The sequence below is a fragment of the Rhodovulum euryhalinum genome (genome assembly GCF_004342445.1).
GTDB classification, from domain to species: Bacteria; Pseudomonadota; Alphaproteobacteria; order Rhodobacterales; family Rhodobacteraceae; genus Rhodovulum; species Rhodovulum euryhalinum.
The window spans coordinates 426,565-446,334 of the sequence record NZ_SLWW01000001.1; the positions used below are offsets into that span (position 1 = coordinate 426,565).

Below are 19,770 nucleotides of genomic sequence, written 5' to 3' on the forward strand. Positions count from 1 at the left end.
CCGCTCGTTGCCGGGGCGACGGGGTCGCCTTGGATCGCGGGGCATGATAGCGATGGCCCCGGCACGGGCAAGCGGCAGAGGCGGGGAAATGGGCGGAAACGCGATCGAGATCGAAGGGCTGACCAAGACCTACGCCGCCAGCGGCAGCCAACCCCCGAAACAGGCGCTCAAGGGGGTCGACCTCGACATTCCCGCGGGCTCGATCTTCGGCCTGCTGGGCCCGAACGGCGCGGGCAAGTCGACGCTGATCAACATTCTCGCCGGGCTGGTGCTGAAAACCGGCGGCAAGGTCCGGATCTGGGGCTTTGACCAGGACGTGAACCCGCGCCAGTCCCGCGCGTCCATTGGCGTGATGCCGCAAGAGCTGAACATCGACCCGTTCTTTACCCCCCGCGCCGCGCTTGAGGTGCAGGCCGGGCTCTACGGCGTGCCGAAATCCCAGCGCATCACCGACCGCGTGCTCAAGGCCATCGGGCTCGAGGACAAGGCGGATGCCTATGCCCGCAACCTGTCGGGGGGCATGCGGCGGCGGCTTTTGCTGGGCAAGGCGCTGGTCCACCGCCCGCAGGTGCTGGTGCTGGACGAGCCGACCGCGGGCGTCGATATCGAGCTGCGCCAGATGCTCTGGGCCAATATCCGCCGCCTGAACGAGGAACAGGGCACCACGATCATCCTGACCACGCATTACCTCGAAGAGGCCGAACAGATGTGCGAGGAGATCGCGATCATCAACCATGGCGAGGTGATCGCGCGGGATTCGACCGCCGCCCTGGTCGGCCGGATGGACGCCAAGACGCTGGTGGTCCACCCCGAAGACCCTGTGACCACCCTGCCCGCGATGCCCCGGGGCGTCGAAAGCTGCCAGCGCCGTGACGGCGCGCTGTGCTTCACCTACCGGCGCAAGCACATATCCACCGGCGCGGTCATCGAGGCGGTCCGCGACGCCGGAATCACGATCCGCGACATCGCCACCGAGGAACCCGACCTCGAGGATGTCTTCGTCGAACTCACCTCGTCCAAGGGCGCTGCGTGAGCCGGGTGGTCCTGTTCAACAAGCCCTGGGGGGTTCTGTCGCAATTCACCGATGACGGCCCACCCCGTCCCGACCGCCGCACGCTGGCCGAATTCATCGACGTCCCCGGCGTCTACCCCGCCGGCCGGCTCGACCGCGACAGCGAGGGGTTGCTGGTGCTCACCGATGACGGGCCCCTTCAGGCCCGGATCGCCGACCCGCGCAACAAGATGGCGAAGACCTATTGGGTCCAGGTCGAGCGCATACCCTCCGACGCCGCACTGCAGGCGCTGCGGGACGGCGTCACGCTCAAGGACGGGCCGACCCGCCCGGCCAGGGTGCGCCGGATGGCGGGTGATCCCCACGGCCTCTGGCCCCGCACCCCGCCGGTGCGGTTCCGCAAATCCGTGCCCGATTGCTGGATCGAACTGACGATCACCGAGGGGCGCAACCGCCAGGTCCGCCGGATGACCGCCACCATCGGCCACCCGACGCTCCGGCTGATCCGCTACCGCGTGGGCGACTGGACCCTGGACGGACTAGAAACCGGAATCTGGCGGCTGGCCTGACCTTCCCCAGGCCCGGCCGGCAAACCCTGTCCGGGGCCAACGCGCCGCCTGCCTTGTCCTGCCCGCGCCCGATCCCGCTTCTTCTTGGCGGAAATACTCCGGGGGGTCGCGGGGGGCAGCGCCCCCCGCGCGGGTCGCTTCGGCGCAAGCCGAGGCGAAATCCGAAGGACCGAGCCCGTCTCGATCCGGCGCCTCAATCCTTGGGCAACATCCGCCCCAGGTTGCGGCCACCGAGGATATGCACATGCATGTGTGGCACCTCCTGGATGGCATCCCTGCCGGAATTCGCCACCAGCCGATAGCCCTCGCCGCCCGCGCCGGGGCAAAGACCCTTGTCCTCGCAGATCCGGCCCACCACGCGGTTGAAATCGGCGATCTCCGCGTCGGATGCCTGCTCTGCGAAATGGTCGAAGCAGACATAGGCGCCCTTGGGGATCACCAGCACATGCACCGGCGCCTGCGGGGCGATGTCGTTGAAGGCCAGTGTATGCGCGGTCTCCATGACCGTGTCGTTCGGGATCTCGCCCCGCAGGATCCTGGCGAAAACGTTCTGGTCGTCATAGGCGTAGGGCATGGGGTCTCCTCAGTCGGCGAAAAGATGGTCGGTCGCGGCGATCTCGTATGCCGCGTCGTAGGGGATCGAGAGGAACCGCGCCAGAGGCGCGGCGTTCTCTTCGGGGCTCCGGCCTTCCTCGATCCGGAAGAGGCCGGGAAACGCGGCGTCGCGGATGCGGTCGCTTTCATGCGCCATGTCGTAGCGGATCGTCGGCAAGAGCCGCGCCATGACCCCGGCCGGGGTCCGCTCGCCCGCCAGCCCGACGCGCCGTGCATGGCCGGCGAGATAGTGGTCGGAAAAGCCGCACTGGACCTCGAGCATCTTCGTGCGCGACCGGTCGGCGTAGAAATCCTGGATCAGGTCGATATTGCCCGGATCAAGACAGATGATCAGCCGGTCCGTCGCGAAATGGTCGAACAGCATGCGCACCAGCGCGCGGCGATGGCGGGTGCGTTTCTCCAGCGTCGACTGGATGCCGCCAAGGTCGGGCAGGTCGGCCGCCTCTTCGTTGAAGAGATAGGCCACCGCGGGCAGGCTGGCGCAGTGCCGGACACGCGCGATCAGGCGTTTGGCGACATGCCATTTCTTGCAGGTCACGATCAGCAGTTCGCGTTCGCGGCCAAGCGTCGTCTCGGCCTCCCAGAAGCGGGGTGCAAAGCGGCGTCCCTCGCGGCCGCGGCCGGTGAGGAACGCATAAAGGCTTTGTCCCTCGTTCGAGAGGCGGAACTCGACACCCGTCGACGCGTAAAGCGTGCCGAGCCGCGCCTTCAGCGCCTGCGCCTCGGCCGATATCTTGCGGGCAAACAGGAAATCCTGCGCAAGCAGCAGGTCATAGTGGTCGTTGTAGAAGGTGACCGGCATCCCGTAATCCGAAAACATCAGGAAGGTCAGCGTGCGGGGGCGGATCTCGGTCCCGGGGACGAGGTGGCGCACCAATGTCTGAAAGAAGGTCTCGTCGGGAATCCAGGTCCGGCGAAAGAACCGTACCACATCGGGGCGGGCCGCGATGAAGTCCAGTACGGCCTCGACCGTGCGCCGCCTGAGGCACCACCACTGGCTGCCGATCATTACCTGCAGGTCCGCGGGAATCGTGCGGGTCAGACCCAGCCGCTTCTGCGTCTCGAGCGCGGCGTAGAACAGCCGCGGCTGCCGGCGCTCGTTGAACATGTGGCGATAGACCAGCCGCTCGGACTTGATTCCGGTCTTGATCCAGTCGGACTCGAAGAAATCAAGGCTTTCGATGTAGTCCGCATCCTCGGAATCGAGGAAGGCATGGGCATACTCGGCTGTCTTGATCGGCATGCAGTCGCCCGAAAGCATGTAGAAATGCGTCGCGCGCGGAAACGCGGCCTCGGCGGCCTTCAGCGCCGCAAGCGTCGCGGCGACCAGCGACCACTCGCCCCAGCCGCATTTCACCCGCCGCGTCGCGAAGACGACCGAGGGGTTCGCGTCCAGCGCCGCGCGGATCTTTAGATACTCCCCGACCGGGGCGCGCGCGTCGAAATGGATCGCGACGAGGTCGCCCGCCGCGGTCAGTTGCCCGACCTGGGCGATGATCTCGTCGGGCGCCTTGTGGCACAGAAGGATGTAGGCGATCCTTGCCATCTGTCGCTGCCCGGTCCCTGTCCTGCCTGCGGTCCGCCGACCATGGCTGGCTGTCGTTGAAAAAATGTTATGACTTTGGTTTCTAGAAGTCATCGGAGACGGCGCAAGGACCTGCCGTCGGATTGGAGACGGGCATGGGCTTTCCGGGCACATGGATGACGACGAGCGAGACCATGGTCTACCGCGTGGTGCCCAAATGCGCCTGCTCGACCATCGGCCAGATCATGCATTTCTCGGATCACGGCCGGTTCTACGACGGCGACATCCACGACGCGACCGAGGGCCTGCGCAAATGGGCGCAGGAGGACAGCCATGGCCCGATCGAACGGGTGGTGCGCGCACATTCGGCGCTGGCCTTCACCTGCGTACGGAACCCCTACACCCGCGTCCTGTCGTCGTTCTTCGACAAGATCTGCGGCATCCAGAGGAACGGGAAACGCTACCGCGGCCAGCTGGTGCCGCTCCTGATCCAGAAATACGGGATCGAGGTGGGCGGCGAGGACGGCAAGGGCGAGTTCGACCAGATCGCCAGCTTTCGCAGGTTCCTGCTGTTCGCCCGCGACACGATCCGCTGGAAGCGGCCGATGGAACCCGACATCCACTGGTCGGCGATGTCGGGCCATATATCGACCTTCATCGTGAACGGCGGGCGCTACGACAAAATCTTCTTCACCGAAACCTTCAACGATGGGATGCAGGCGGTGCTGGATGCCGTCGAGACACCGCATCCCGTAAACCTGGCACAGATCCCGCGCTTCAACGAATCCGAAGGCCACGGACCGAAACGTGCCCACCCGGTCGAGGCCTATTTCGACGACCTGTCGATGCATCTCGTCTACGAGATCTACAAGCGCGACTTCGATCTGTTCCGCTACGATTTCGAGAATCCGGCCAACAGGATGCCGGTGGGCGAGATCGACCTTGACGAGGTCCACGCCAAGCTGGGCGACTGACCCGCCGCAGACCGGGCGGGCCGTCGCCGCCATGGCCGGGCGCTTCGCCTAGCTGATGGGCGCCACCGGCGCCTGGGCCAGCCCCTGCCCGCGATCGGCGACCTGGACCCCGGGCGCCAGCCCAGACAGCGCCGCCGAGGCCAGCATCCGCAGTGTGACGGTGCTGGCATTCGCGGGCAGCACGCCGCCGCGCGCGGCCTCCCACCAGAGTGCGGCCACCCCCGCGACATGCGGACAGGCCATCGAGGTGCCGCTGAGCGCCGCCAGCCCACCGCCCGCCCTGGCCGACAGCACGCCCACGCCCGGCGCGGCGATGTCCGGGTTGGTATTCGAGAAATCGGCGATGGTCAGCCCGGCCGGCCCCTGCTGAAGCGCACCGACCGCGATGCAGCCCTCGGCCACCGCCGGGACCGAGGCGCCGACCTCGTAGTTCGGATGGATCTCGCGGCGGCTCTCGTTGCCGCTGGCGGCCACGATCACCGTGCCCCCGTCGAACACCGCCTGCTGGCGGATCATGTTCATCAGCGCGTTGAACATCGCCAGGTTGGTGCGGAACCCCTCGAGCGCGACCGAGGTGGCAAGGTCTGGCGGGTAATCCTCCTGCTCGACCAGGTATTTCACGAGGCCCGGGAAATCGAAGCCGAGCGACATCGAGATCACCTGCACACGCTCTTCGGACGCCCGCTTGAGCGCGCTGAACATCATCTCGGACGTTCCGGACCCGCGCGAATTCAGCACCTTGCCGATGAAGGCGTCGGTTACCCCGCGCGCCACGCCGATCCGCTGGCCGTCCACGTCGCGGCCAAAGATCGTGCCCGCGCAATGGGTGCCGTGGCCGTTGCCGTCGCCATTGCCCTCGCCGGTATAGTCCTGCTGGGTCAGGGTCATGCCCGCAAAGGCCGGATGTGACGCATCGATGCCGGTATCCAGCACCGCCACCTTGACCCCCGCGCCAGTGAAGGGCGAGACATCGGCGCGGACGACCTTGATGCCCCAGGTGTCCGTCGCCGCCGCATCGGCCGGCATGTCCCTGGGCGCGATCAGCGCGATCGGGATGGCGCGAACGACGCCCACCACGTCGTTCTGGCGCAGCGCGTCCTTGGCCTCGTTGGCGGTCAGGTCGGCCGAGTCGAGTTCCGGCCCCGGCGGCAGCAGCGGCCCGACACCGCCGCCAAGCTGCGGGCCCGCGGCCTCGGCAAGGACGCGCGGCATGCCGCCCGCCGCCTCGCTCAACACCTCGCCCGTGGCGCGCTTGCGCAGCGCCGCGTTCTTGTCGCGCAGGATCACGTACCGCGAATGATCGCCCATGGCCTTCCCCTCCCTCGGGTTCCACCTCGGGCCGGCACGGGACAGGTCCGCAACCGGCCCGCCCGCAGTGTAAGCGGAAAGGCCGGTTTTCCGAAGCCGAAAAGGCGGTCAGGTCAGCCCGTGGCCCTGGAACAGCGCGGCCAGATCGGCCTCGGCGCGGGCGCCGATATGGCTGATGATCTCGCTGGCCGCGATGCAGCCCATCCGCCCGCAGGTCTCCAGCGCATGGCCATGGGTCAGCCCCCACAGAAAGGCCCCGGCGAACAGATCGCCCGCCCCGGTGGCGTCCACGACCTGCGTCGGCACCGCGGGAACGTGCCAGTGCTGCCCTTCGGCCAGCACATGCGCCCCGTTCTCGCTGTCGGTACAGGCGACGATGTCGATCTCGGCCGCGGCGCGCGATAGCGCCTCGTGGAAATCATCGGTTTCGTACATCGAGAGGATCTCGGCCCGGTTCGCGAACAACAGGTCCACATCCGCACGGATCATCCGGCGAAAGGCGTCGCGGTGGCGTTCCACGCAGAACGGATCGGACAGCGTCAGCGACACCCGGCCGCCCGCCGCCTTGGCGGCACCGATGGCCCTGGCAAAGGCCTCGTGGCTTTCCGGCCCGTCGAAACGGTAGCCTTCCAGATAGATCCACTCGGCGCCCGCGACCTGGGCCTCGTCGATATCCGAGGGCGCCAGATGCTCGGTCACACCCAGATAGGTGTTCATCGACCGTTCGCCGTCGGGCGTGACCAGCACGATACAGCGCCCGGTCTCGGCCCCGGTGTCCTTCGGCGCCATGGGCGTGGTGTAGTCCGCCCCCTGCGCGCGCAGGTCATGGGCGAAGATCGCGCCAAGCTGGTCATCCCTGACCTTGCCGACATAGGCCGTGCGGCCGCCCAGATGCGCGATGCCCGCGATCGTGTTCGCGGCCGACCCGCCCGAGATCTCCTGCGCCGGGCCGATCTGGCCATAGAGATGCACCGCACGTTCCATGTCGATGAGTTGCATGATGCCTTTCTGGATGCCGTGGCTGTCCAGGAACGCCTCGTCGGCATGGGCCAGAACGTCGACAAGGGCGTTGCCGATGCCGACGACGTGATAGGATTTTGTCATTCTGTCTTGTCCTCGTAGGGGCAGAGATCGCGGATCAGGCAGGTGCCGCACATGGGCTTGCGCGCCTTGCAGGTGTAACGGCCGTGCAGGATCAGCCAGTGGTGCGCATGGCGCTGGAATTCGGCGGGCACGTTGTCCTCGATGGCGCGTTCGACGGCATCGACCGTGCGGCCGGGCGCGATGCGGGTGCGGTTGCCGACGCGGAAGATATGCGTATCGACCGCCTGCGCAGGCAGCCCCCACCACATGTTCAGGACCACATTGGCGGTCTTGCGTCCCACACCGGGCAGCGATTGCAGCGCCGCGCGGGACGACGGCACCGTGCCGCCATACTCCTCGACGAGGATGCGGCTGAGCTTCATCACGTTCTTCGCCTTGTTGCGGTAAAGGCCGATCGTGCGGATATGCGCGATCAGCCCCTCTTCGCCGAGCGCCAGCATCTTTTCCGGCGTATCCACGGCCGCAAACAGCGCCCGCGTGGCCTTGTTCACCCCCACATCGGTCGCCTGCGCGCTCAGCGCGACGGCCACCAGCAGGGTATAGGCGTTCACATGCTCCAACTCGCCCTTCGGTTCGGGTTCCGCCGCGTGAAAGCGGGTGAAGATCGCGTGGATCGTGTGGTAGTCGAGCGGGGTCGCCATGGGTTTCCCTATGCCCGGGCAAGGCGACGGTGGCAAGGCCGGACCGCGGCCACCATTTGGCGCAGCTTTCGGGTCGCCCGGCACGGGCGCAGGGCCTATCCTCGCCCCATGCCGAACCCGAGAGAGACCATGCCGACGGAAGAGCCGAACAGCTACCACTACAACGTGATCCGCCGCGCCATCGACCGGATCGACGCGGCCGGCGGGCACGCGCTGCCGCTCGAGACGCTGGCGGCCGAGATGAACATGAGCACCGCCCATTTCCAGCGCGTCTTCTCGCGCTGGGCGGGTGTCTCGCCCAAGCGCTACCAGCAATACCTGACGCTGGACCACGCCCGCGCGCTGATGCGCGAGCGGTTCACCACGCTCGAGGCGGCGGATGCGCTGGGGCTGTCGGGAGCGGGACGCCTGCATGACCTGTTCCTGCGGTGGGAGGCGATGAGCCCCGGCGACTATGCCCGCCGCGGGGCGGGTCTGGACATCGCCCATGGCTGGTTCCCCAGCCCCTTCGGCGAGGTTCTGGCCATGGCGACCGACAAGGGGCTGTGCGGGCTGGCCTTCACCGACGAGACCGGCCGCGACGCCGCGCTGGCCGACATGACCGCCCGCTGGCCCGAGGCGCGGTTCACCGAGGCGACGGACCGCATCGCACCGCTGGTGGCCGCCGCCTTCGGGGGGGATGGCATGCCGCGGCTTCACCTGATCGGGGCGCCGTTCCAGATCAAGGTCTGGGAGGCGCTTCTGGCGATCCCCTCGGGCCACGTCACAACCTATTCCGAGATCGCGCGGGCCATCGGCAACCCGGGCGCCGTTCGCGCCGTCGGCACCGCGGTCGGCCGCAACCCCATCGCCTGGCTTATCCCCTGCCACCGGGCGCTGCGGAAATCCGGCGCCCTCGGCGGCTATCACTGGGGCCTGCCGGTCAAGCGCGCGATGCTCGCCTGGGAGGGCGCGCGCGCCGATATGGCGGCGGAATAGGACCACGCAGGGAGCATCGGCGGGAAGCTGCCAATCGCCGACAGCCCCTCGCGCAGTACATGCCGCCCGCTTATATTGAGTCGGAAGTCCGCGCTGGCGGACATGACCGAAGAGGCAGAGATGACCCGAGCGAGCAAACCCCTCCTCCTGGCCACGGTCGGCGCGCTGGCGCTGGCGGCCTGCACCCCCACCACGACCGACACCGGCGATCCCCGCCAGCGCACCAAGGAAGGCGCGCTGATCGGCGCGGGGATCGGCGCGATCACCGGCATGATCGTCACCGATGGCGGCAAGCGCGACGCGCGCGACGCGGTGGTCGGTGCCGCGCTGGGCGCGGCGGCAGGGGCGGCCATCGGCAGCGGGCTTGACCGGCAGGCACAGGAACTGCGCCGCGACTTCAGCAGCGACGAGATCCGCGTGGTCAACACCGGCTCGGAACTCGTGGTGACGATGCCCCAGGGCATCCTGTTCGCCACCGACAGCTTCGCGGTGCGCCCGGACCTGCAGGCCGACCTGCGCGTGCTGGCCCGCAGCCTGAACGACTATCCCAATACCACGGTCGACGTGGTCGGGCATACCGACAACACCGGCTCGGCCAGCTACAATCAGGATCTCTCGTCGCGCCGGGCGGGGTCGGTGGCCGGCATCCTGACCGGCGCGGGCGTCGATCCGCGCCGCGTCCGCGCCTATGGAAGGGGCGAGGATCAGCCCGTCGCCTCGAACCTCTCGGTCGACGGCCGCGCGCAGAACCGCCGGGTCGAGATCGTCATCCGGCCGACCGCCTGATCCGAAATCCGGTGCCGCGCCGGCAGGACCGGCGCGGCCTCAGGGCTTTGCCGTTGCCCAACCCCGAAAGCGGTCATATCTTTTGACCATTTTCAGGAGTTCGGCCCATGCCCTTTCAGAAAGTGCAACCCGAGAAGCTCTCGCATGCGGTGGTGCGCCAGATCGAGCTGATGATCCTGCGCGGCATCCTGCGGCCGGGCGAGCGGCTGCCCTCGGAACGCGACCTGTCGGACAAGCTGGGCGTCTCGCGCCCCTCGCTGCGCGAGGCCATCGCCGAGTTGCAGGCGCGCGACCTGCTGGTCAGCCGCCCCGGCGCCGGGATCTACGTCGCCGAGGTGCTCGGCTCGGCCTTCTCGGACGCGCTGGTGCGGCTGTTTGCCAGCCACGAAGAGGCGCTGTTCGACTACATCGCCTTCCGCCGCGACCTGGAAGGCATGGCCGCCGAACGCGCCGCGCGGCTGGGCTCGGACACCGATCTCAAGGTGGTCGATACGGTCTTCCGCAAGATGGAAGCCGCCCACGGCAAGCGAAACCCGGCGGACGAGGCGCGGCTGGATGCCGAATTCCACCTCGCGATCATCGAGGCCAGCCACAACGTGGTGATGCTGCACATGATGCGCGCGATGTTCGACCTGCTGCGTGAGGGCGTGTTCTACAACCGTCAGATCATGTTCCGCCAGCGCACCACGCGGGCGATGCTGCTGGACCAGCACCGGGCCATCAACGACGCGCTTCAGGTCCGGGACGCGCAAGGCGCCCGCGCCGCGGTGGAACGCCACCTGACCTATGTCGAAACCGCGCTGTCCGATCACCTGCTATCAGAGCGGAACGAGGCCATCGCCCGCCAAAGGCTGCTGCACGAGATGGGCAAGGGATGATCCCGCCCTCGGAACGTCAAAGGACCCGGCCGGGCGGCCGGGTCCCTGAAGTCGGATCCGATCGGCTCAGTGCAGCTTGAGCTTGGCCTGCACGTCGCCGATGGCCGCATCGACCAGCCGGTCGTTGGCCTCGGCGGTCATCTGCTTTTCGATCACGTCGCGCGCGGCGGCCACGGCCACGGCGATCGCCCGGTCACGCACCTCTCGTACCGCACCTGCCTTGGCAGACTCGATCTGTTCGTCGGCGGCGGCGAGCCGGCGCTCGATCGCCAGCTTGAGGTCTTCCTTGGCCTTGGCGGCAGCCGCCTCGGCCTCGAACCGCGCGGTCTCGACGATCCGTTCCGCCTGCTCCTGAACCTCTTTCTGCTTGCGCTCGTAGGAGGCAAGAACGGTCTGCGCCTCTTCGCGGAGCGCGCGGGCCTCGTCCAGGTCCTTCTGGATGCCGGCGGCGCGGGCATCCAGCATCGCCGTCACCTTGCCCGGCACCTTGAGGTAGACCAGCACCGCGATGAACGCGAGGAAGGACAGCAGCACCACGAAGTTGGTGTTGTAGAGCGACAGGAACGGCCCCGAGGCGGCGAAGGCCGGGCTGGCCGACAGGGATGCGATGACAACGAGTTTCTTCATGTCCCTCATCCCTTCAGCTTGTCGTCGACCGCGGCATTGACCGCACCGGCGTCGGCCTTGAACCCCAGCGCCGCGACCACCTCTACCGCGGTGGCCTTGGCAACCTCGGTCACGCTGGCCATCGCGCCCGCTCGGATCTCGGCGATCTGCTTTTCGGCCTCGGCGGTACGGACCGCGATCTCGGCATCCGCCCTGGCGGTGGCGTCGGCGAGGTCGGCCTTGATCTCGGCCTTGGTCTCGGCGACGATCCGTTGCGCTTCGGCGCGGGCGTCGGCCAGCGCCTTCTGATAGGCGCGCTCGGCCTCCTGGGCCCTCAGCTTCAGCTCTTCGGCCGCAACGATATCGTTGGTGATCGTGCCCTGACGCTCGGCCAGAACCGCGCCGATGCGCGGCAGCGCGATCCGCGACAGCACGTAGTAGATCACCACCAGCGTGACGACGAGCCAGAAGATCTGGTTCGGGAAGGTCGAAAAGTCGAGCTGCGGCATGCCCACAGCTTCGCCCCCGTGGGCGGCGGCATCCGCGGCGTGCGTTTCTGTTGCCATGTCGTCCCCCTGGAACCCTGGATCACACCGGGCGGGTGCGCGTTGCCACGCCCCCACCCGGCCGTAAGGATCGGTTCAGTAAGGGATCAGACGGCGAACATCAGCAGAAGCGCAACGAGGAACGAGAAGATCCCCAGCGCTTCGGCGAACGCGATACCGATGAACATGGTGGCGGTCTGCGACGCGGCCGCCGACGGGTTGCGCAGCGCACCCGAGATATAGTTGCCGACCACGTGGCCCACACCGACGGCGGCGCCGCCCATGCCGGTGCACGCGAGACCGGCACCGATATAGGCGCCCATTTGAACGATATCGCCTTCCATGTCGATTACTCCTTACGTTGGAATTGGCAGATTTCGGATTGCGTCAGTGGTGCGGATGCAGCGCATCGCGCAGGTAGACGCAGGTGAGGATCGCGAAGACGTAGGCCTGGATGAACGAGACCAGCGTCTCAAGCGCATAGACGGCAGTGATGGCGGCCAGCGGGAACACGGCGCCCACGCCGAGCACGCCCGCGAAGCCCGCGAACACCTTGATCACCGCGTGGCCGGCCATCATGTTGCCGGCAAGTCGGATCGAGTGGCTGACCGGCCGCACGAAGTAGGAAATGATCTCGATGATCGCCAGGATCGGCCGCAGGACCAGCGGCGCCGCGCTGATCCAGAACAGGCTGAGGAACCCCACGCCGTGCTTGACGATGCCGAGGATCGTGACCGCGAAGAACACAGCAAGCGCCATCGTCGCGGTGACCGCAATGTGGGACGTGGTGGTGAAGCTGCCCGGGATCAGCCCCAGGAAGTTCGCGAAGACGATGAAGATGAACAGCGTCATGATGTAGGGGAAGTACTTCAGGCCGTCCTTGCCCGCCACATCCTCGACCATCTTGTAGACGAAGCCGTAGGCAAGTTCGGCGATCGACTGCACCCGCGAGGGCACGATCGCCCGCCCGCGTGTCCCGAGCACCAGAAGCGCCACGACGCAGACCACGGCAAGCCCCATCCAGAGCGTCACGTTGGTCGGCGTGTACCAGTGGATCGCGTCGCCCCCGAACAGCGGCTTGACGATGAACTGGTCCATCGGGTGGATCTGAAGGCCGCTCGGTGCTTCTTCGGTCGCCACGTTCAATCCCTCTCGTCGTCCTTCGCGGCCTGCTCGGCCATCTGTTGCCTCTGCACCTCGGCTGCCGAGCGCATCATCACGCGCACCCCGGCGGCAAAGCCCAGCAATATGAACAGCACCAGGAAAATCGGCATGGTCCCCAGCCAGAGGTCCACCGTGTACCCGATGCCGAAGCCGATCCCCAGACCGGCGACAAGCTCGACCACCATCCGCCAGGCCAGTTGCGCCTGGGAATAGTGCTCGTCCATGTGGCCTTTCTCGGTGTTCGCGACCTCGGCCTTCTTCAAGGCCCTGATCCGGGCTTCGAGCCGCTCAAGCCGCTCTTTTTCCGCCGGATCGATCACTGCGAGCGCCCCCAGGACAGTCGCCGCGAACCTAGAGAGGGGGCGGGGATGAGTCAAGCGGCTTGCACGCAGCACAAGGCATTGAATTTGCATGACTTCGCCCCACGCCGCAACGCGGCATCGCATGCTGGAACAGGGCGTGGCGCACCCGCGCGATATTCAACCAAACGGTTGACGATGACCCCGCCCGCGCCCAATGCTTGCGGAATGGACGACAGGCTCGACACCGTTTTCGCCGCCCTTGCGGACCCGACCCGCCGCGTGATCCTCGCCATGCTGCTCGAGGACGACATGGCGGTGACCGACGTGGCCGAGCCGTTCGAGATGTCGTTGGCGGCGATCTCGAAACACCTCGCGATCCTCACCCGTGCGGGACTGATCAGCCAGGAGAAACGCGGCCGGGTCAAATGGTGCAAGCTGGAGCCCGACGCGCTGCGCGACGCGTCGATCTGGATGCAGGGCTTCGGCCAGTTCGAGGCGGTGAACCTGGATGCCTTCGAACGCTTCCTGGAAGCAGAGCTTGCGGCGGAACCGCCCCCCGCCCCGCCGCCCTAGCCCTCGTCCTTCAGCAGCAGCGCAAGCGCGACCACCGTCAGCCCGATGCCGCCCAGCACCAGGCCGCGCGGCGCCCCGTTGCCCAGCACGATCTCCCAGCCGATCACCCAGGTCGGCGTCAGGTAGGTGTAGGCCATGACCTTGGCCGACGGCAGCCGCATCGCCGCGTATTGCAGCAGCACGAAGGTCACCGCACTGGTGAAGACCGCAAGGTACAGCGTGACCCACCAGACCCGCGCGGGCAGCGCCGCCCAGTCGGTCGCGCGGATCGCAGGCAGGCCGTAGAGGGTCAGCAGCACCAGCGCCGCCACCATCATCCCGAAGGTAAAGACAAGCGCGGGCTCACCCCGGTTGAACTTCCTGACAAGCGGCGTGTAAGCCGCATGCGCCAGCGCGGCCGCAAAGAAGACTGCCTCGCCCCGGCCGAGGTCGAAGGCCACAAGCGCCGCGGGGTCGCCGCGAAAGATCACCCACAGCGCCCCCGCCGCCCCGATCGCCAGCGCCAACGCCATCCGCCCCGTCGTCAGTTGCCGCAGGAACAGCCAGCCGAACCCCGCCGACATCAGCGGTGTCAGTGTGAAGATCGCCGCCGTCGCCACCGGCTCGGCGGTCTTCAGCGCCTCGAACATCAGCACGAAATAGGCCCCGAACAGCGTGCCGAGGATCACGAACCGCCACGGCGCACGGAACTGGTGCAGCCGCAGCCCCGGGCCCAGCGCGGCCGCCGCGCCGATCAGAACGCCCGCCAGCGCAAAGCGCAGCGCGGTCAGCGCGACCGGGTCGATATCGTTGGCGATCAGCTTGCCAAAGCTGAACGATCCCGCCACCAGCGCCGAAAAGCTCAGCATGGCAAGGTGGCCGCGCAGCCCCTCGGGCAGGGTCATGGCCATTCCCGCGCGGCCTCCTTCAGGTGCGCGGTCAGCGCCTGCACCTTGGCGGTGCGATGCAGGTCGACATGGGTGACCAGCCACAGCTCGACGTCCCAGTCTGGCTGGGTCGGGCGCATCTCGACGAGGTCGGGCATGTGCCGCGCCTGCCAGACCGGCACGAAGCCGATGCCCGCGCCCGCCTCGACCGCCTCGACCGCGGCGCGCATGTCGCCCACCCGGAACGTAATCCGCTCCGCGGGGACGTTGACCTGCATCCAGCGGTAGAAGGGCGCGCGGTGGCCCTCGTCGGCGGGGCCGACGAAGCGGTGCGCCGACAGGTCGTCGCCCAGCAGCCCGTGCGCCTCGACATAGGCGCGGCTTGCATAAAGCGTGCTGTGCTGGACATGCAGCTTCTGCACGATGTTGTCGGGTTCGTCGGGCCGGGCGCCCGCGCGCACCGCCACATGGGCCTCGCCGTATTCCAGCCGGTAAAGCCGCGGGTCGGCCAGCAGCCGCACCGACAGATCCGGGTGATCGGCCTGAAAGGCGGCAAGCACCGGCACCAGCAGCGGCGTCAGCGAGTCCACCGTGGTTACCGCCAGATCGCCCGTCATCGCTGCGCCATGGCCGCGCAACCGGCCCGCAAGCTGGCTGAACTGCTCGGCGGTGACCTGGGCCACCTGCAAAAGTTCATCGCCCGCCTCGGTCGGGGTATAGCCGCGGGCATGGCGCTGGAACAGCTTGACGCCCAGCCGGTTTTCCAGCGCGTCGACATGGCGGATCACGGTGGCGTGGTGCACCCCCAGCGCCTCGGCCGCGCCGCTGACCGTGCCCAGCCTTGCGACATGGTACGCCGTGCGGATTTCATCCCAGTTGTCGAGTTCCATATGTGCGCCACCTCACATCCGCTGTTGAATTTGCGCAATTGTGTTCGAATTCGCAAGGTCCATTTTCCGTCCTACAGACCCCCCGAAAACGGAGACATCCCATGCCCCACACGATCCTGCGGATCGACAGCTCGGCCCGCCGCGACGGCTCGGTCTCACGCGCGCTGACCGACCGCATCCTCGCGCGTCTGTCCGACGACACGACCCGCATCATCCCCCGCGACCTCGCCGGCGGTCTGCCGCTGCTGACGGCCGACTGGATCGGCGCGAATTTCACCCCCGAAGCCGACCGGACAGAGGCGCAGCGCGCGGAACTTGCCCTGTCTGACGCGCTGATCGCGGAACTCAAGGCCGCCGACACCATCGTCATCGGCCTGCCGGTCTACAATTTCGGCCTGCCCGCGGCGCTCAAGGCCTGGATCGACCTGGTGGCGCGGGCGGGCGTCACCTTCCGCTATACCGAGGCCGGGCCCGAAGGTCTGCTGGGCGGCAAGCGGGTGATCGTCGCCGCGGCCTCGGGCGGCACCCCCTTCGGGTCCGAGATCGACTTCGCGACCCGCTACCTGACCCATATCCTCGGATTCCTGGGGCTGACGGATGTCACCGTGCTGGGCGCCGACCGGCTGGCGGTGGATGCCGACGCCGCGCTTGCGGCCGCGCATGCGGCGGTCGACCGCCTGCCCCGCGCCGCCTGACCCCGCGCCTGCCCGCCCGCACCGGCGGGCAGGCCGCGCTTGACTTGTGCGCCCATCCGTGGTTTGAGCCGCGCGCATATCCGGAACGGTTCACACCCTTCCGGTCCCGGGGCGATACCCGGGATCGCCCCCCGTCAGCGAGGTTTCGCCCACGGGGGCGAGTGGCGTTTGGCGATTGGCCACGCTGACAAGTCAGGCGTCCCCACCCATATCGGGGGCAGGTGCAAACGGTCGCAGGAGGGCCAAGGGCATGTTCGAAAGTCTTTCCGACCGCCTGTCCGGCGTGTTCGACCGGCTGACCCGGCAGGGCGCGCTGACCGAGGATGACGTGGCCACCGCGCTGCGCGAGGTGCGCGTGGCGCTGCTGGAGGCCGACGTCTCGCTGCCCGTCGCGCGCAGCTTCGTCAAGTCGGTGCAGGACAAGGCGGCCGGCCAGGAGGTGACGCGTTCGGTCACGCCGGGCCAGCAGGTGGTCAAGATCGTCCATGACGAACTGGTCAAGGTCCTGACCGGCGAGGGCGACCCCGGATACCTCAAGATCGACAACCCGCCCGCGCCGATCCTGATGGTCGGGCTTCAGGGCGGCGGCAAGACCACGACCACCGCGAAACTTGCCAAGCGCCTGAAGGAGGTGAACGGCAAGCGGGTGCTGATGGCCTCGCTCGACGTGAACCGCCCCGCCGCGATGGAACAGCTTGCCATCCTCGGCGCGCAGATCGGTGTCGACACCCTGCCGATCGTGCCGGGGCAAAAGCCCGTCGACATCGCCAAACGCGCGAAACAGCAGGCCGCGATGGGCGGCTATGACGTCTACATGCTGGACACCGCCGGGCGGCTGTCGATCGACGAGGCGCTGATGGCCGAGGTCGAGGCCGTGCGCGACGTCGCCACCCCGCGCGAGACACTGCTGGTGGTCGACGGCCTGACCGGTCAGGACGCCGTCCACACGGCCGAGAATTTCGACGGCCGCATCGGTATCACGGGCGTGATCCTGACCCGGATGGATGGTGACGGCCGCGGTGGGGCCGCGCTGTCGATGCGCGCGATCACCGGCAAGCCGATCAAGTATGTGGGTCTCGGCGAGAAACTCGACGCCATCGAGGAATTCCATCCCGAGCGGATCGCCGGCCGCATCCTCGGCATGGGCGACATCGTTTCACTGGTGGAAAAGGCCCAGGCCACCATCGAGGCCGAGCAGGCCGAGCGCATGATGAAGCGCTTCCAGAAGGGTCAGTTCAACATGAACGACCTGAAGATGCAGCTGGAACAGATGCTCAAGATGGGCGGGATGGAAGGCATCATGGGGATGATGCCCGGCATGGGCAAGATGTCCAAGCAGATGGAGGAGGCGGGCTTTGACGATTCGGTCCTGCGCCGCCAGATCGCGCTGATCAACTCGATGACCAAGAAGGAACGCGCCCGGCCCGAACTTCTGCAGGCCAGCCGCAAGAAGCGCATCGCGGCGGGTGCGGGGCTGGACGTGCCGGAACTCAACAAGCTGCTGAAGATGCATCGCCAGATGGCGGACATGATGAAGAAGCTGGGCCAGAAGGGTGGCCGCGCGATGCTGAAACGCGCGCTGGGCGGCATGTTCGGCAAGGGCGGCATGCCCGGCATGGGCGCGGACATGGATCCCAAGGCCCTGGAAGAGGCCGCGCGCAAGATGGGCGGCGGGATGCCGGGCGGATTGCCCCCAGGCATGGGCCTGGGCGGGGGCATGGGGCTGCCGCCGGGGCTTTCGGGGCTCGGCAAGAAGAAATAGATGACCGCAATCCCGACCATACGCACCGCGCGGCTGACCCTGCGCGCGCCGGGGCCGCAGGACGTGGCCCCGATGGCGGCGTTCTACGCCTCCGAACGGTCCCGCTTTGTCGGCGGCCCCAAGGATGCCGAAGGCGCGTGGCGTCAGCTTGCCGCCGAGATCGGGCACTGGACCCTGCGCGGCTATGGCCACTGGATCGTCGAGGAAACCGCGACTGGCACGGCCTGCGGAATGGTCGGGCTGTGGAATCCCGAAGGCTGGCCCGAGCCGGAACTGGGCTGGGATCTCTTCGACGGGTTCGAAGGGCGCGGCTACGCGACCGAGGCCGCGCTGGCTGCGCGCGAGCACGCCTATGGCACGCTGGGCTGGCGCACCGCGATCAGCCTGGTGCATCCCGAGAATACCGCCTCGGCGCGCGTCGCCGACCGGCTGGGCGCGCGCCCCGACAGCACCTTTACCCACCCCGCGTTCGGCACCGTCCTGATCTATCGCCACCCGGTGCCGGAGGCATGCTGCTGATGCCCCATGCCGCGATCCCCGTGCTGGAAACCGGGCGGCTGGTCCTCAAGGGCCCCGAACCGCAGGACTATCCGAATTTCGAGGCGACCTTCACCAGCTATCGCGCCCGCTTCATGGGCGGGCCGCTCTCCGAATACGAAAGCTGGATGCTCTATGCCGCCGAGATCGGGCACTGGCAGATCCACGGCTTCGGCATGTGGATGATCCACGAGCGCGAGACCGGCGCGACCATGGGCATGGCGGGCGGCTGGTATCCCAAGGGCTGGCCAGAGCGCGAGATCGCCTGGGTGATCTGGCCCCGCGTCGAGGGGCGCGGCATCGCGCTCGAGGCGGTGCATGCGGTGCGCGGCTGGCTTTACGACCGTCTCGGCTGGGACACGGCGGTGACCTATGTCGATCCCAAGAATGTCAGCTCCGTGCGCCTGTGCGAACGGCTGGGGGCCGCGCTTGACCCTGCGGCCGACAGCATCGACAGCCACGATGTCGTCTATCGCCACCCCTCGCCCGCCGCGCTGAAGGCCGGACAATTGTGCGATGGAATTCAGATGGAAATCCGATGCTATTCCGATCCGCTTTCGCCAACGAAAGGAGTGCCCCTTGACTGACGCCGCAGCCCGCGCCGCCGAGATCCTGAGGGAGCACCGCGCCAGCATCGACCGGCTGGACGCGATCCTTGTCTACACGCTGGGCGAACGGTTCAAGCACACCCAGGCCGTCGGCCGTCTCAAGGCGACCCACGGCCTGCCGCCCTCGGACCCCGCGCGCGAGGAAAAACAGATCGCCCGGCTCGAACAACTGGCCCTCGAGGCCGATCTCGACCCGGAATTTGCCAAGAAATTCCTGAACTTCATCATTCAGGAAGTCATCCGACACCATATCGAACACCAGAAATAGGCCGGGGTTCCCCCGCCGAACAGCCAAGGAACAGGAGATACCGACATGGCACTGAAACTTCGTCTCGCCCGCGGCGGCTCGAAAAAGCGTCCGTTCTACCGCATCGTGGTGGCCGACAGCCGCATGCCCCGCGACGGCCGCTTCATCGAGAAGCTGGGCATCTACAACCCGCTGCTGGCCAAGGACAACGAGGACCGCGTGCGCATGGATCTGGACCGGGTCAAGCACTGGGTCGGCGAAGGCGCCCAGCCCACCGACCGCGTCGCGCGCATGCTGGAAGCCGCGGGAATCGTTGCGAAAAAAGAGCGCGCGAACCCCAACAAGGGCGAACCGGGCAAGAAAGCCAAGGAACGCGCCGCGGCCAAGGCTGCCAAGGCCGCCGAGGACGCGTCGGCCGAGTGATCGGCCTGACGCCCGCCAATGCTGCGGCTCTTCGCGATCCTCTTTCTCTTCGGCGGTGTCTGGCTCGGCATGACGCTCGAGCGGTCGATCCTTGCGGATCGATGCCAGGACGCCGGCGGGGCGGTGGATGCGCGGGGGCTGTGCATCGGCGCTGCACGATGA

The 19,770-nt window shown here is 67.5% G+C and carries 26 protein-coding genes; 14 read left to right on the top strand and 12 right to left on the bottom strand.

Annotated features, from left to right (window positions below; translation table 11 throughout):
* Positions 1-88: 88 nt before the first annotated feature.
* A complete protein-coding gene (locus EV655_RS01915) occupies positions 89-1,033 on the top strand; it encodes an ABC transporter ATP-binding protein (RefSeq protein WP_132540932.1) in 945 nt (314 codons plus the stop codon).
* Positions 1,030-1,581 (top strand): pseudouridine synthase, encoded by a 552-nt coding sequence (locus tag EV655_RS01920; protein ID WP_132540935.1) that lies wholly within the window; start codon positions 1,030-1,032, stop codon positions 1,579-1,581. The genes EV655_RS01915 and EV655_RS01920 overlap by 4 nt, the downstream gene beginning before the upstream one ends.
* Positions 1,582-1,774: 193 nt before the next feature.
* Here the strand turns inward: EV655_RS01920 and EV655_RS01925 are convergent, their stop codons facing one another.
* Together EV655_RS01925 and EV655_RS01930 are read right to left on the bottom strand one after the other, a co-directional pair.
* Positions 1,775-2,155, bottom strand: coding sequence for an HIT domain-containing protein (locus tag EV655_RS01925; RefSeq protein WP_132540938.1), 381 nt, complete (start codon positions 2,153-2,155; stop codon positions 1,775-1,777).
* A gap of 9 nt (positions 2,156-2,164) precedes the next feature.
* Positions 2,165-3,742, bottom strand: a complete 1,578-nt coding sequence (locus EV655_RS01930) for a DUF5928 domain-containing protein (protein ID WP_132540941.1) — start codon at positions 3,740-3,742, stop codon at positions 2,165-2,167.
* A gap of 134 nt (positions 3,743-3,876) precedes the next feature.
* Between EV655_RS01930 and EV655_RS01935 the strand changes: the two genes are divergently transcribed.
* Positions 3,877-4,695 carry a sulfotransferase family protein gene (locus EV655_RS01935; protein ID WP_132540944.1) on the top strand — a complete coding sequence of 273 codons (819 nt, stop codon included), beginning with the start codon at positions 3,877-3,879 and terminating at the stop codon, positions 4,693-4,695.
* A gap of 48 nt (positions 4,696-4,743) precedes the next feature.
* On the opposite strand, the gene EV655_RS18985 is transcribed toward EV655_RS01935, so the two are convergent.
* The 3 genes from EV655_RS18985 to nth all read right to left on the bottom strand — a co-directional run bounded on the left by EV655_RS18985 (position 4,744) and on the right by nth (position 7,748).
* Positions 4,744-6,003 (bottom strand): S8 family peptidase, encoded by a 1,260-nt coding sequence (locus EV655_RS18985; protein ID WP_165905236.1) that lies wholly within the window; start codon positions 6,001-6,003, stop codon positions 4,744-4,746.
* Positions 6,004-6,111: 108 nt separating this feature from the next.
* Positions 6,112-7,107: an adenosine kinase gene (locus tag EV655_RS01945; protein WP_132540947.1), complete on the bottom strand. Its 996-nt coding sequence runs from the start codon at positions 7,105-7,107 to the stop codon at positions 6,112-6,114.
* The gene (gene nth, locus EV655_RS01950; protein WP_132540950.1) at positions 7,104-7,748 is read right to left on the bottom strand and encodes an endonuclease III; all 645 of its coding nucleotides are present in this window, start codon (positions 7,746-7,748) and stop codon (positions 7,104-7,106) included. The genes EV655_RS01945 and nth overlap by 4 nt, the downstream gene beginning before the upstream one ends.
* Before the next feature lie 108 nt (positions 7,749-7,856).
* On the opposite strand from nth, the gene EV655_RS01955 reads away from it, so the two are divergent.
* The 3 genes from EV655_RS01955 (at position 7,857) to EV655_RS01965 (ending at position 10,390) form a co-directional block, all read left to right on the top strand.
* On the top strand, positions 7,857-8,726 hold the full coding sequence (locus EV655_RS01955) for a methylated-DNA--[protein]-cysteine S-methyltransferase (protein WP_243644955.1): 870 nt from the start codon (positions 7,857-7,859) through the stop codon (positions 8,724-8,726).
* A gap of 120 nt (positions 8,727-8,846) precedes the next feature.
* Positions 8,847-9,512 carry a YiaD family glycine zipper/OmpA-like lipoprotein gene (locus EV655_RS01960; protein WP_132540953.1) on the top strand — a complete coding sequence of 222 codons (666 nt, stop codon included), beginning with the start codon at positions 8,847-8,849 and terminating at the stop codon, positions 9,510-9,512.
* 107 nt (positions 9,513-9,619) lie between these two features.
* Positions 9,620-10,390, top strand: coding sequence for an FCD domain-containing protein (locus EV655_RS01965; protein WP_132540956.1), 771 nt, complete (start codon positions 9,620-9,622; stop codon positions 10,388-10,390).
* 66 nt (positions 10,391-10,456) lie between these two features.
* On the opposite strand, the gene EV655_RS01970 is transcribed toward EV655_RS01965, so the two are convergent.
* The 5 genes from EV655_RS01970 to EV655_RS01990 all read right to left on the bottom strand — a co-directional run bounded on the left by EV655_RS01970 (position 10,457) and on the right by EV655_RS01990 (position 13,025).
* Positions 10,457-11,017, bottom strand: a complete 561-nt coding sequence (locus EV655_RS01970) for a F0F1 ATP synthase subunit B (protein WP_132540959.1) — start codon at positions 11,015-11,017, stop codon at positions 10,457-10,459.
* Between the two features lie 5 nt (positions 11,018-11,022).
* Entirely contained in the window at positions 11,023-11,562 is a 540-nt protein-coding gene (locus EV655_RS01975) for a F0F1 ATP synthase subunit B' (RefSeq protein WP_132540962.1), read from the bottom strand.
* Positions 11,563-11,648: 86 nt separating this feature from the next.
* Positions 11,649-11,885, bottom strand: a complete 237-nt coding sequence (locus EV655_RS01980; protein ID WP_074220027.1) for a F0F1 ATP synthase subunit C — start codon at positions 11,883-11,885, stop codon at positions 11,649-11,651.
* 43 nt (positions 11,886-11,928) lie between these two features.
* On the bottom strand, positions 11,929-12,681 hold the full coding sequence (locus EV655_RS01985) for a F0F1 ATP synthase subunit A (protein WP_279389323.1): 753 nt from the start codon (positions 12,679-12,681) through the stop codon (positions 11,929-11,931).
* 2 nt (positions 12,682-12,683) lie between these two features.
* Positions 12,684-13,025: an AtpZ/AtpI family protein gene (locus EV655_RS01990; protein WP_132540965.1), complete on the bottom strand. Its 342-nt coding sequence runs from the start codon at positions 13,023-13,025 to the stop codon at positions 12,684-12,686.
* Positions 13,026-13,232: 207 nt separating this feature from the next.
* On the opposite strand from EV655_RS01990, the gene EV655_RS01995 reads away from it, so the two are divergent.
* Complete coding sequence (locus EV655_RS01995) at positions 13,233-13,580, top strand: ArsR/SmtB family transcription factor (RefSeq protein ID WP_132540968.1); 348 nt, start codon at positions 13,233-13,235, stop codon at positions 13,578-13,580.
* On the opposite strand, the gene EV655_RS02000 is transcribed toward EV655_RS01995, so the two are convergent.
* Both EV655_RS02000 and EV655_RS02005 read right to left on the bottom strand, forming a co-directional pair.
* Entirely contained in the window at positions 13,577-14,470 is an 894-nt protein-coding gene (locus EV655_RS02000) for a DMT family transporter (RefSeq protein WP_207901918.1), read from the bottom strand. The genes EV655_RS01995 and EV655_RS02000 overlap by 4 nt on opposite strands.
* The gene (locus EV655_RS02005; protein WP_132540971.1) at positions 14,461-15,336 is read right to left on the bottom strand and encodes a LysR family transcriptional regulator; all 876 of its coding nucleotides are present in this window, start codon (positions 15,334-15,336) and stop codon (positions 14,461-14,463) included. Before EV655_RS02005 ends, EV655_RS02000 begins: the two co-directional genes overlap by 10 nt.
* A 101-nt stretch (positions 15,337-15,437) precedes the next feature.
* On the opposite strand from EV655_RS02005, the gene EV655_RS02010 reads away from it, so the two are divergent.
* From EV655_RS02010 to EV655_RS18540, 7 genes are all read left to right on the top strand, one after another.
* Positions 15,438-16,031, top strand: a complete 594-nt coding sequence (locus tag EV655_RS02010; protein ID WP_132540974.1) for an FMN-dependent NADH-azoreductase — start codon at positions 15,438-15,440, stop codon at positions 16,029-16,031.
* Between the two features lie 250 nt (positions 16,032-16,281).
* On the top strand, positions 16,282-17,793 hold the full coding sequence (ffh, locus tag EV655_RS02015; RefSeq protein WP_132540977.1) for a signal recognition particle protein: 1,512 nt from the start codon (positions 16,282-16,284) through the stop codon (positions 17,791-17,793).
* Positions 17,794-18,312: a GNAT family N-acetyltransferase gene (locus EV655_RS02020; protein ID WP_132540980.1), complete on the top strand. Its 519-nt coding sequence runs from the start codon at positions 17,794-17,796 to the stop codon at positions 18,310-18,312.
* Complete coding sequence (locus tag EV655_RS02025) at positions 18,312-18,917, top strand: GNAT family N-acetyltransferase (protein WP_132541186.1); 606 nt, start codon at positions 18,312-18,314, stop codon at positions 18,915-18,917. Before EV655_RS02020 ends, EV655_RS02025 begins: the two co-directional genes overlap by 1 nt.
* Positions 18,910-19,206 (top strand): chorismate mutase, encoded by a 297-nt coding sequence (locus tag EV655_RS02030; RefSeq protein WP_132540983.1) that lies wholly within the window; start codon positions 18,910-18,912, stop codon positions 19,204-19,206. The genes EV655_RS02025 and EV655_RS02030 overlap by 8 nt, the downstream gene beginning before the upstream one ends.
* Before the next feature lie 45 nt (positions 19,207-19,251).
* Complete coding sequence (gene rpsP, locus EV655_RS02035) at positions 19,252-19,608, top strand: 30S ribosomal protein S16 (RefSeq protein WP_132540985.1); 357 nt, start codon at positions 19,252-19,254, stop codon at positions 19,606-19,608.
* An 18-nt stretch (positions 19,609-19,626) separates the two neighbouring features.
* A complete protein-coding gene (locus EV655_RS18540) occupies positions 19,627-19,770 on the top strand; it encodes a hypothetical protein (protein WP_165905237.1) in 144 nt (47 codons plus the stop codon).

Bases quoted from the DNA above. Each gene is read 5' to 3' on its own strand.
- EV655_RS01965 (WP_132540956.1), top strand. From the start codon at position 9,620: ATGCCCTTTCAGAAAGTGCAACCCGAGAAGCTCTCGCATGCGGTGGTG.
- EV655_RS01935 (WP_132540944.1), top strand. From the start codon at position 3,877: ATGGGCTTTCCGGGCACATGGATGACGACGAGCGAGACCATGGTCTAC.
- ffh (WP_132540977.1), top strand. From the start codon at position 16,282: ATGTTCGAAAGTCTTTCCGACCGCCTGTCCGGCGTGTTCGACCGGCTG.
- EV655_RS18540 (WP_165905237.1), top strand. From the start codon at position 19,627: ATGCTGCGGCTCTTCGCGATCCTCTTTCTCTTCGGCGGTGTCTGGCTC.
- EV655_RS01955 (WP_243644955.1), top strand. From the start codon at position 7,857: ATGCCGAACCCGAGAGAGACCATGCCGACGGAAGAGCCGAACAGCTAC.
- EV655_RS01960 (WP_132540953.1), top strand. From the start codon at position 8,847: ATGACCCGAGCGAGCAAACCCCTCCTCCTGGCCACGGTCGGCGCGCTG.
- EV655_RS01925 (WP_132540938.1), bottom strand. From the start codon at position 2,155: ATGCCCTACGCCTATGACGACCAGAACGTTTTCGCCAGGATCCTGCGG.
- nth (WP_132540950.1), bottom strand. From the start codon at position 7,748: ATGGCGACCCCGCTCGACTACCACACGATCCACGCGATCTTCACCCGC.
- EV655_RS01975 (WP_132540962.1), bottom strand. From the start codon at position 11,562: ATGGCAACAGAAACGCACGCCGCGGATGCCGCCGCCCACGGGGGCGAA.
- EV655_RS01995 (WP_132540968.1), top strand. From the start codon at position 13,233: ATGGACGACAGGCTCGACACCGTTTTCGCCGCCCTTGCGGACCCGACC.
- EV655_RS02000 (WP_207901918.1), bottom strand. From the start codon at position 14,470: ATGGCCATGACCCTGCCCGAGGGGCTGCGCGGCCACCTTGCCATGCTG.
- EV655_RS01930 (WP_132540941.1), bottom strand. From the start codon at position 3,742: ATGGCAAGGATCGCCTACATCCTTCTGTGCCACAAGGCGCCCGACGAG.
- EV655_RS02010 (WP_132540974.1), top strand. From the start codon at position 15,438: ATGCCCCACACGATCCTGCGGATCGACAGCTCGGCCCGCCGCGACGGC.
- EV655_RS01945 (WP_132540947.1), bottom strand. From the start codon at position 7,107: ATGACAAAATCCTATCACGTCGTCGGCATCGGCAACGCCCTTGTCGAC.
- rpsP (WP_132540985.1), top strand. From the start codon at position 19,252: ATGGCACTGAAACTTCGTCTCGCCCGCGGCGGCTCGAAAAAGCGTCCG.
- EV655_RS01915 (WP_132540932.1), top strand. From the start codon at position 89: ATGGGCGGAAACGCGATCGAGATCGAAGGGCTGACCAAGACCTACGCC.
- EV655_RS02025 (WP_132541186.1), top strand. From the start codon at position 18,312: ATGCCCCATGCCGCGATCCCCGTGCTGGAAACCGGGCGGCTGGTCCTC.
- EV655_RS18985 (WP_165905236.1), bottom strand. From the start codon at position 6,003: ATGGGCGATCATTCGCGGTACGTGATCCTGCGCGACAAGAACGCGGCG.
- EV655_RS01970 (WP_132540959.1), bottom strand. From the start codon at position 11,017: ATGAAGAAACTCGTTGTCATCGCATCCCTGTCGGCCAGCCCGGCCTTC.
- EV655_RS01980 (WP_074220027.1), bottom strand. From the start codon at position 11,885: ATGGAAGGCGATATCGTTCAAATGGGCGCCTATATCGGTGCCGGTCTC.
- EV655_RS02005 (WP_132540971.1), bottom strand. From the start codon at position 15,336: ATGGAACTCGACAACTGGGATGAAATCCGCACGGCGTACCATGTCGCA.
- EV655_RS02020 (WP_132540980.1), top strand. From the start codon at position 17,794: ATGACCGCAATCCCGACCATACGCACCGCGCGGCTGACCCTGCGCGCG.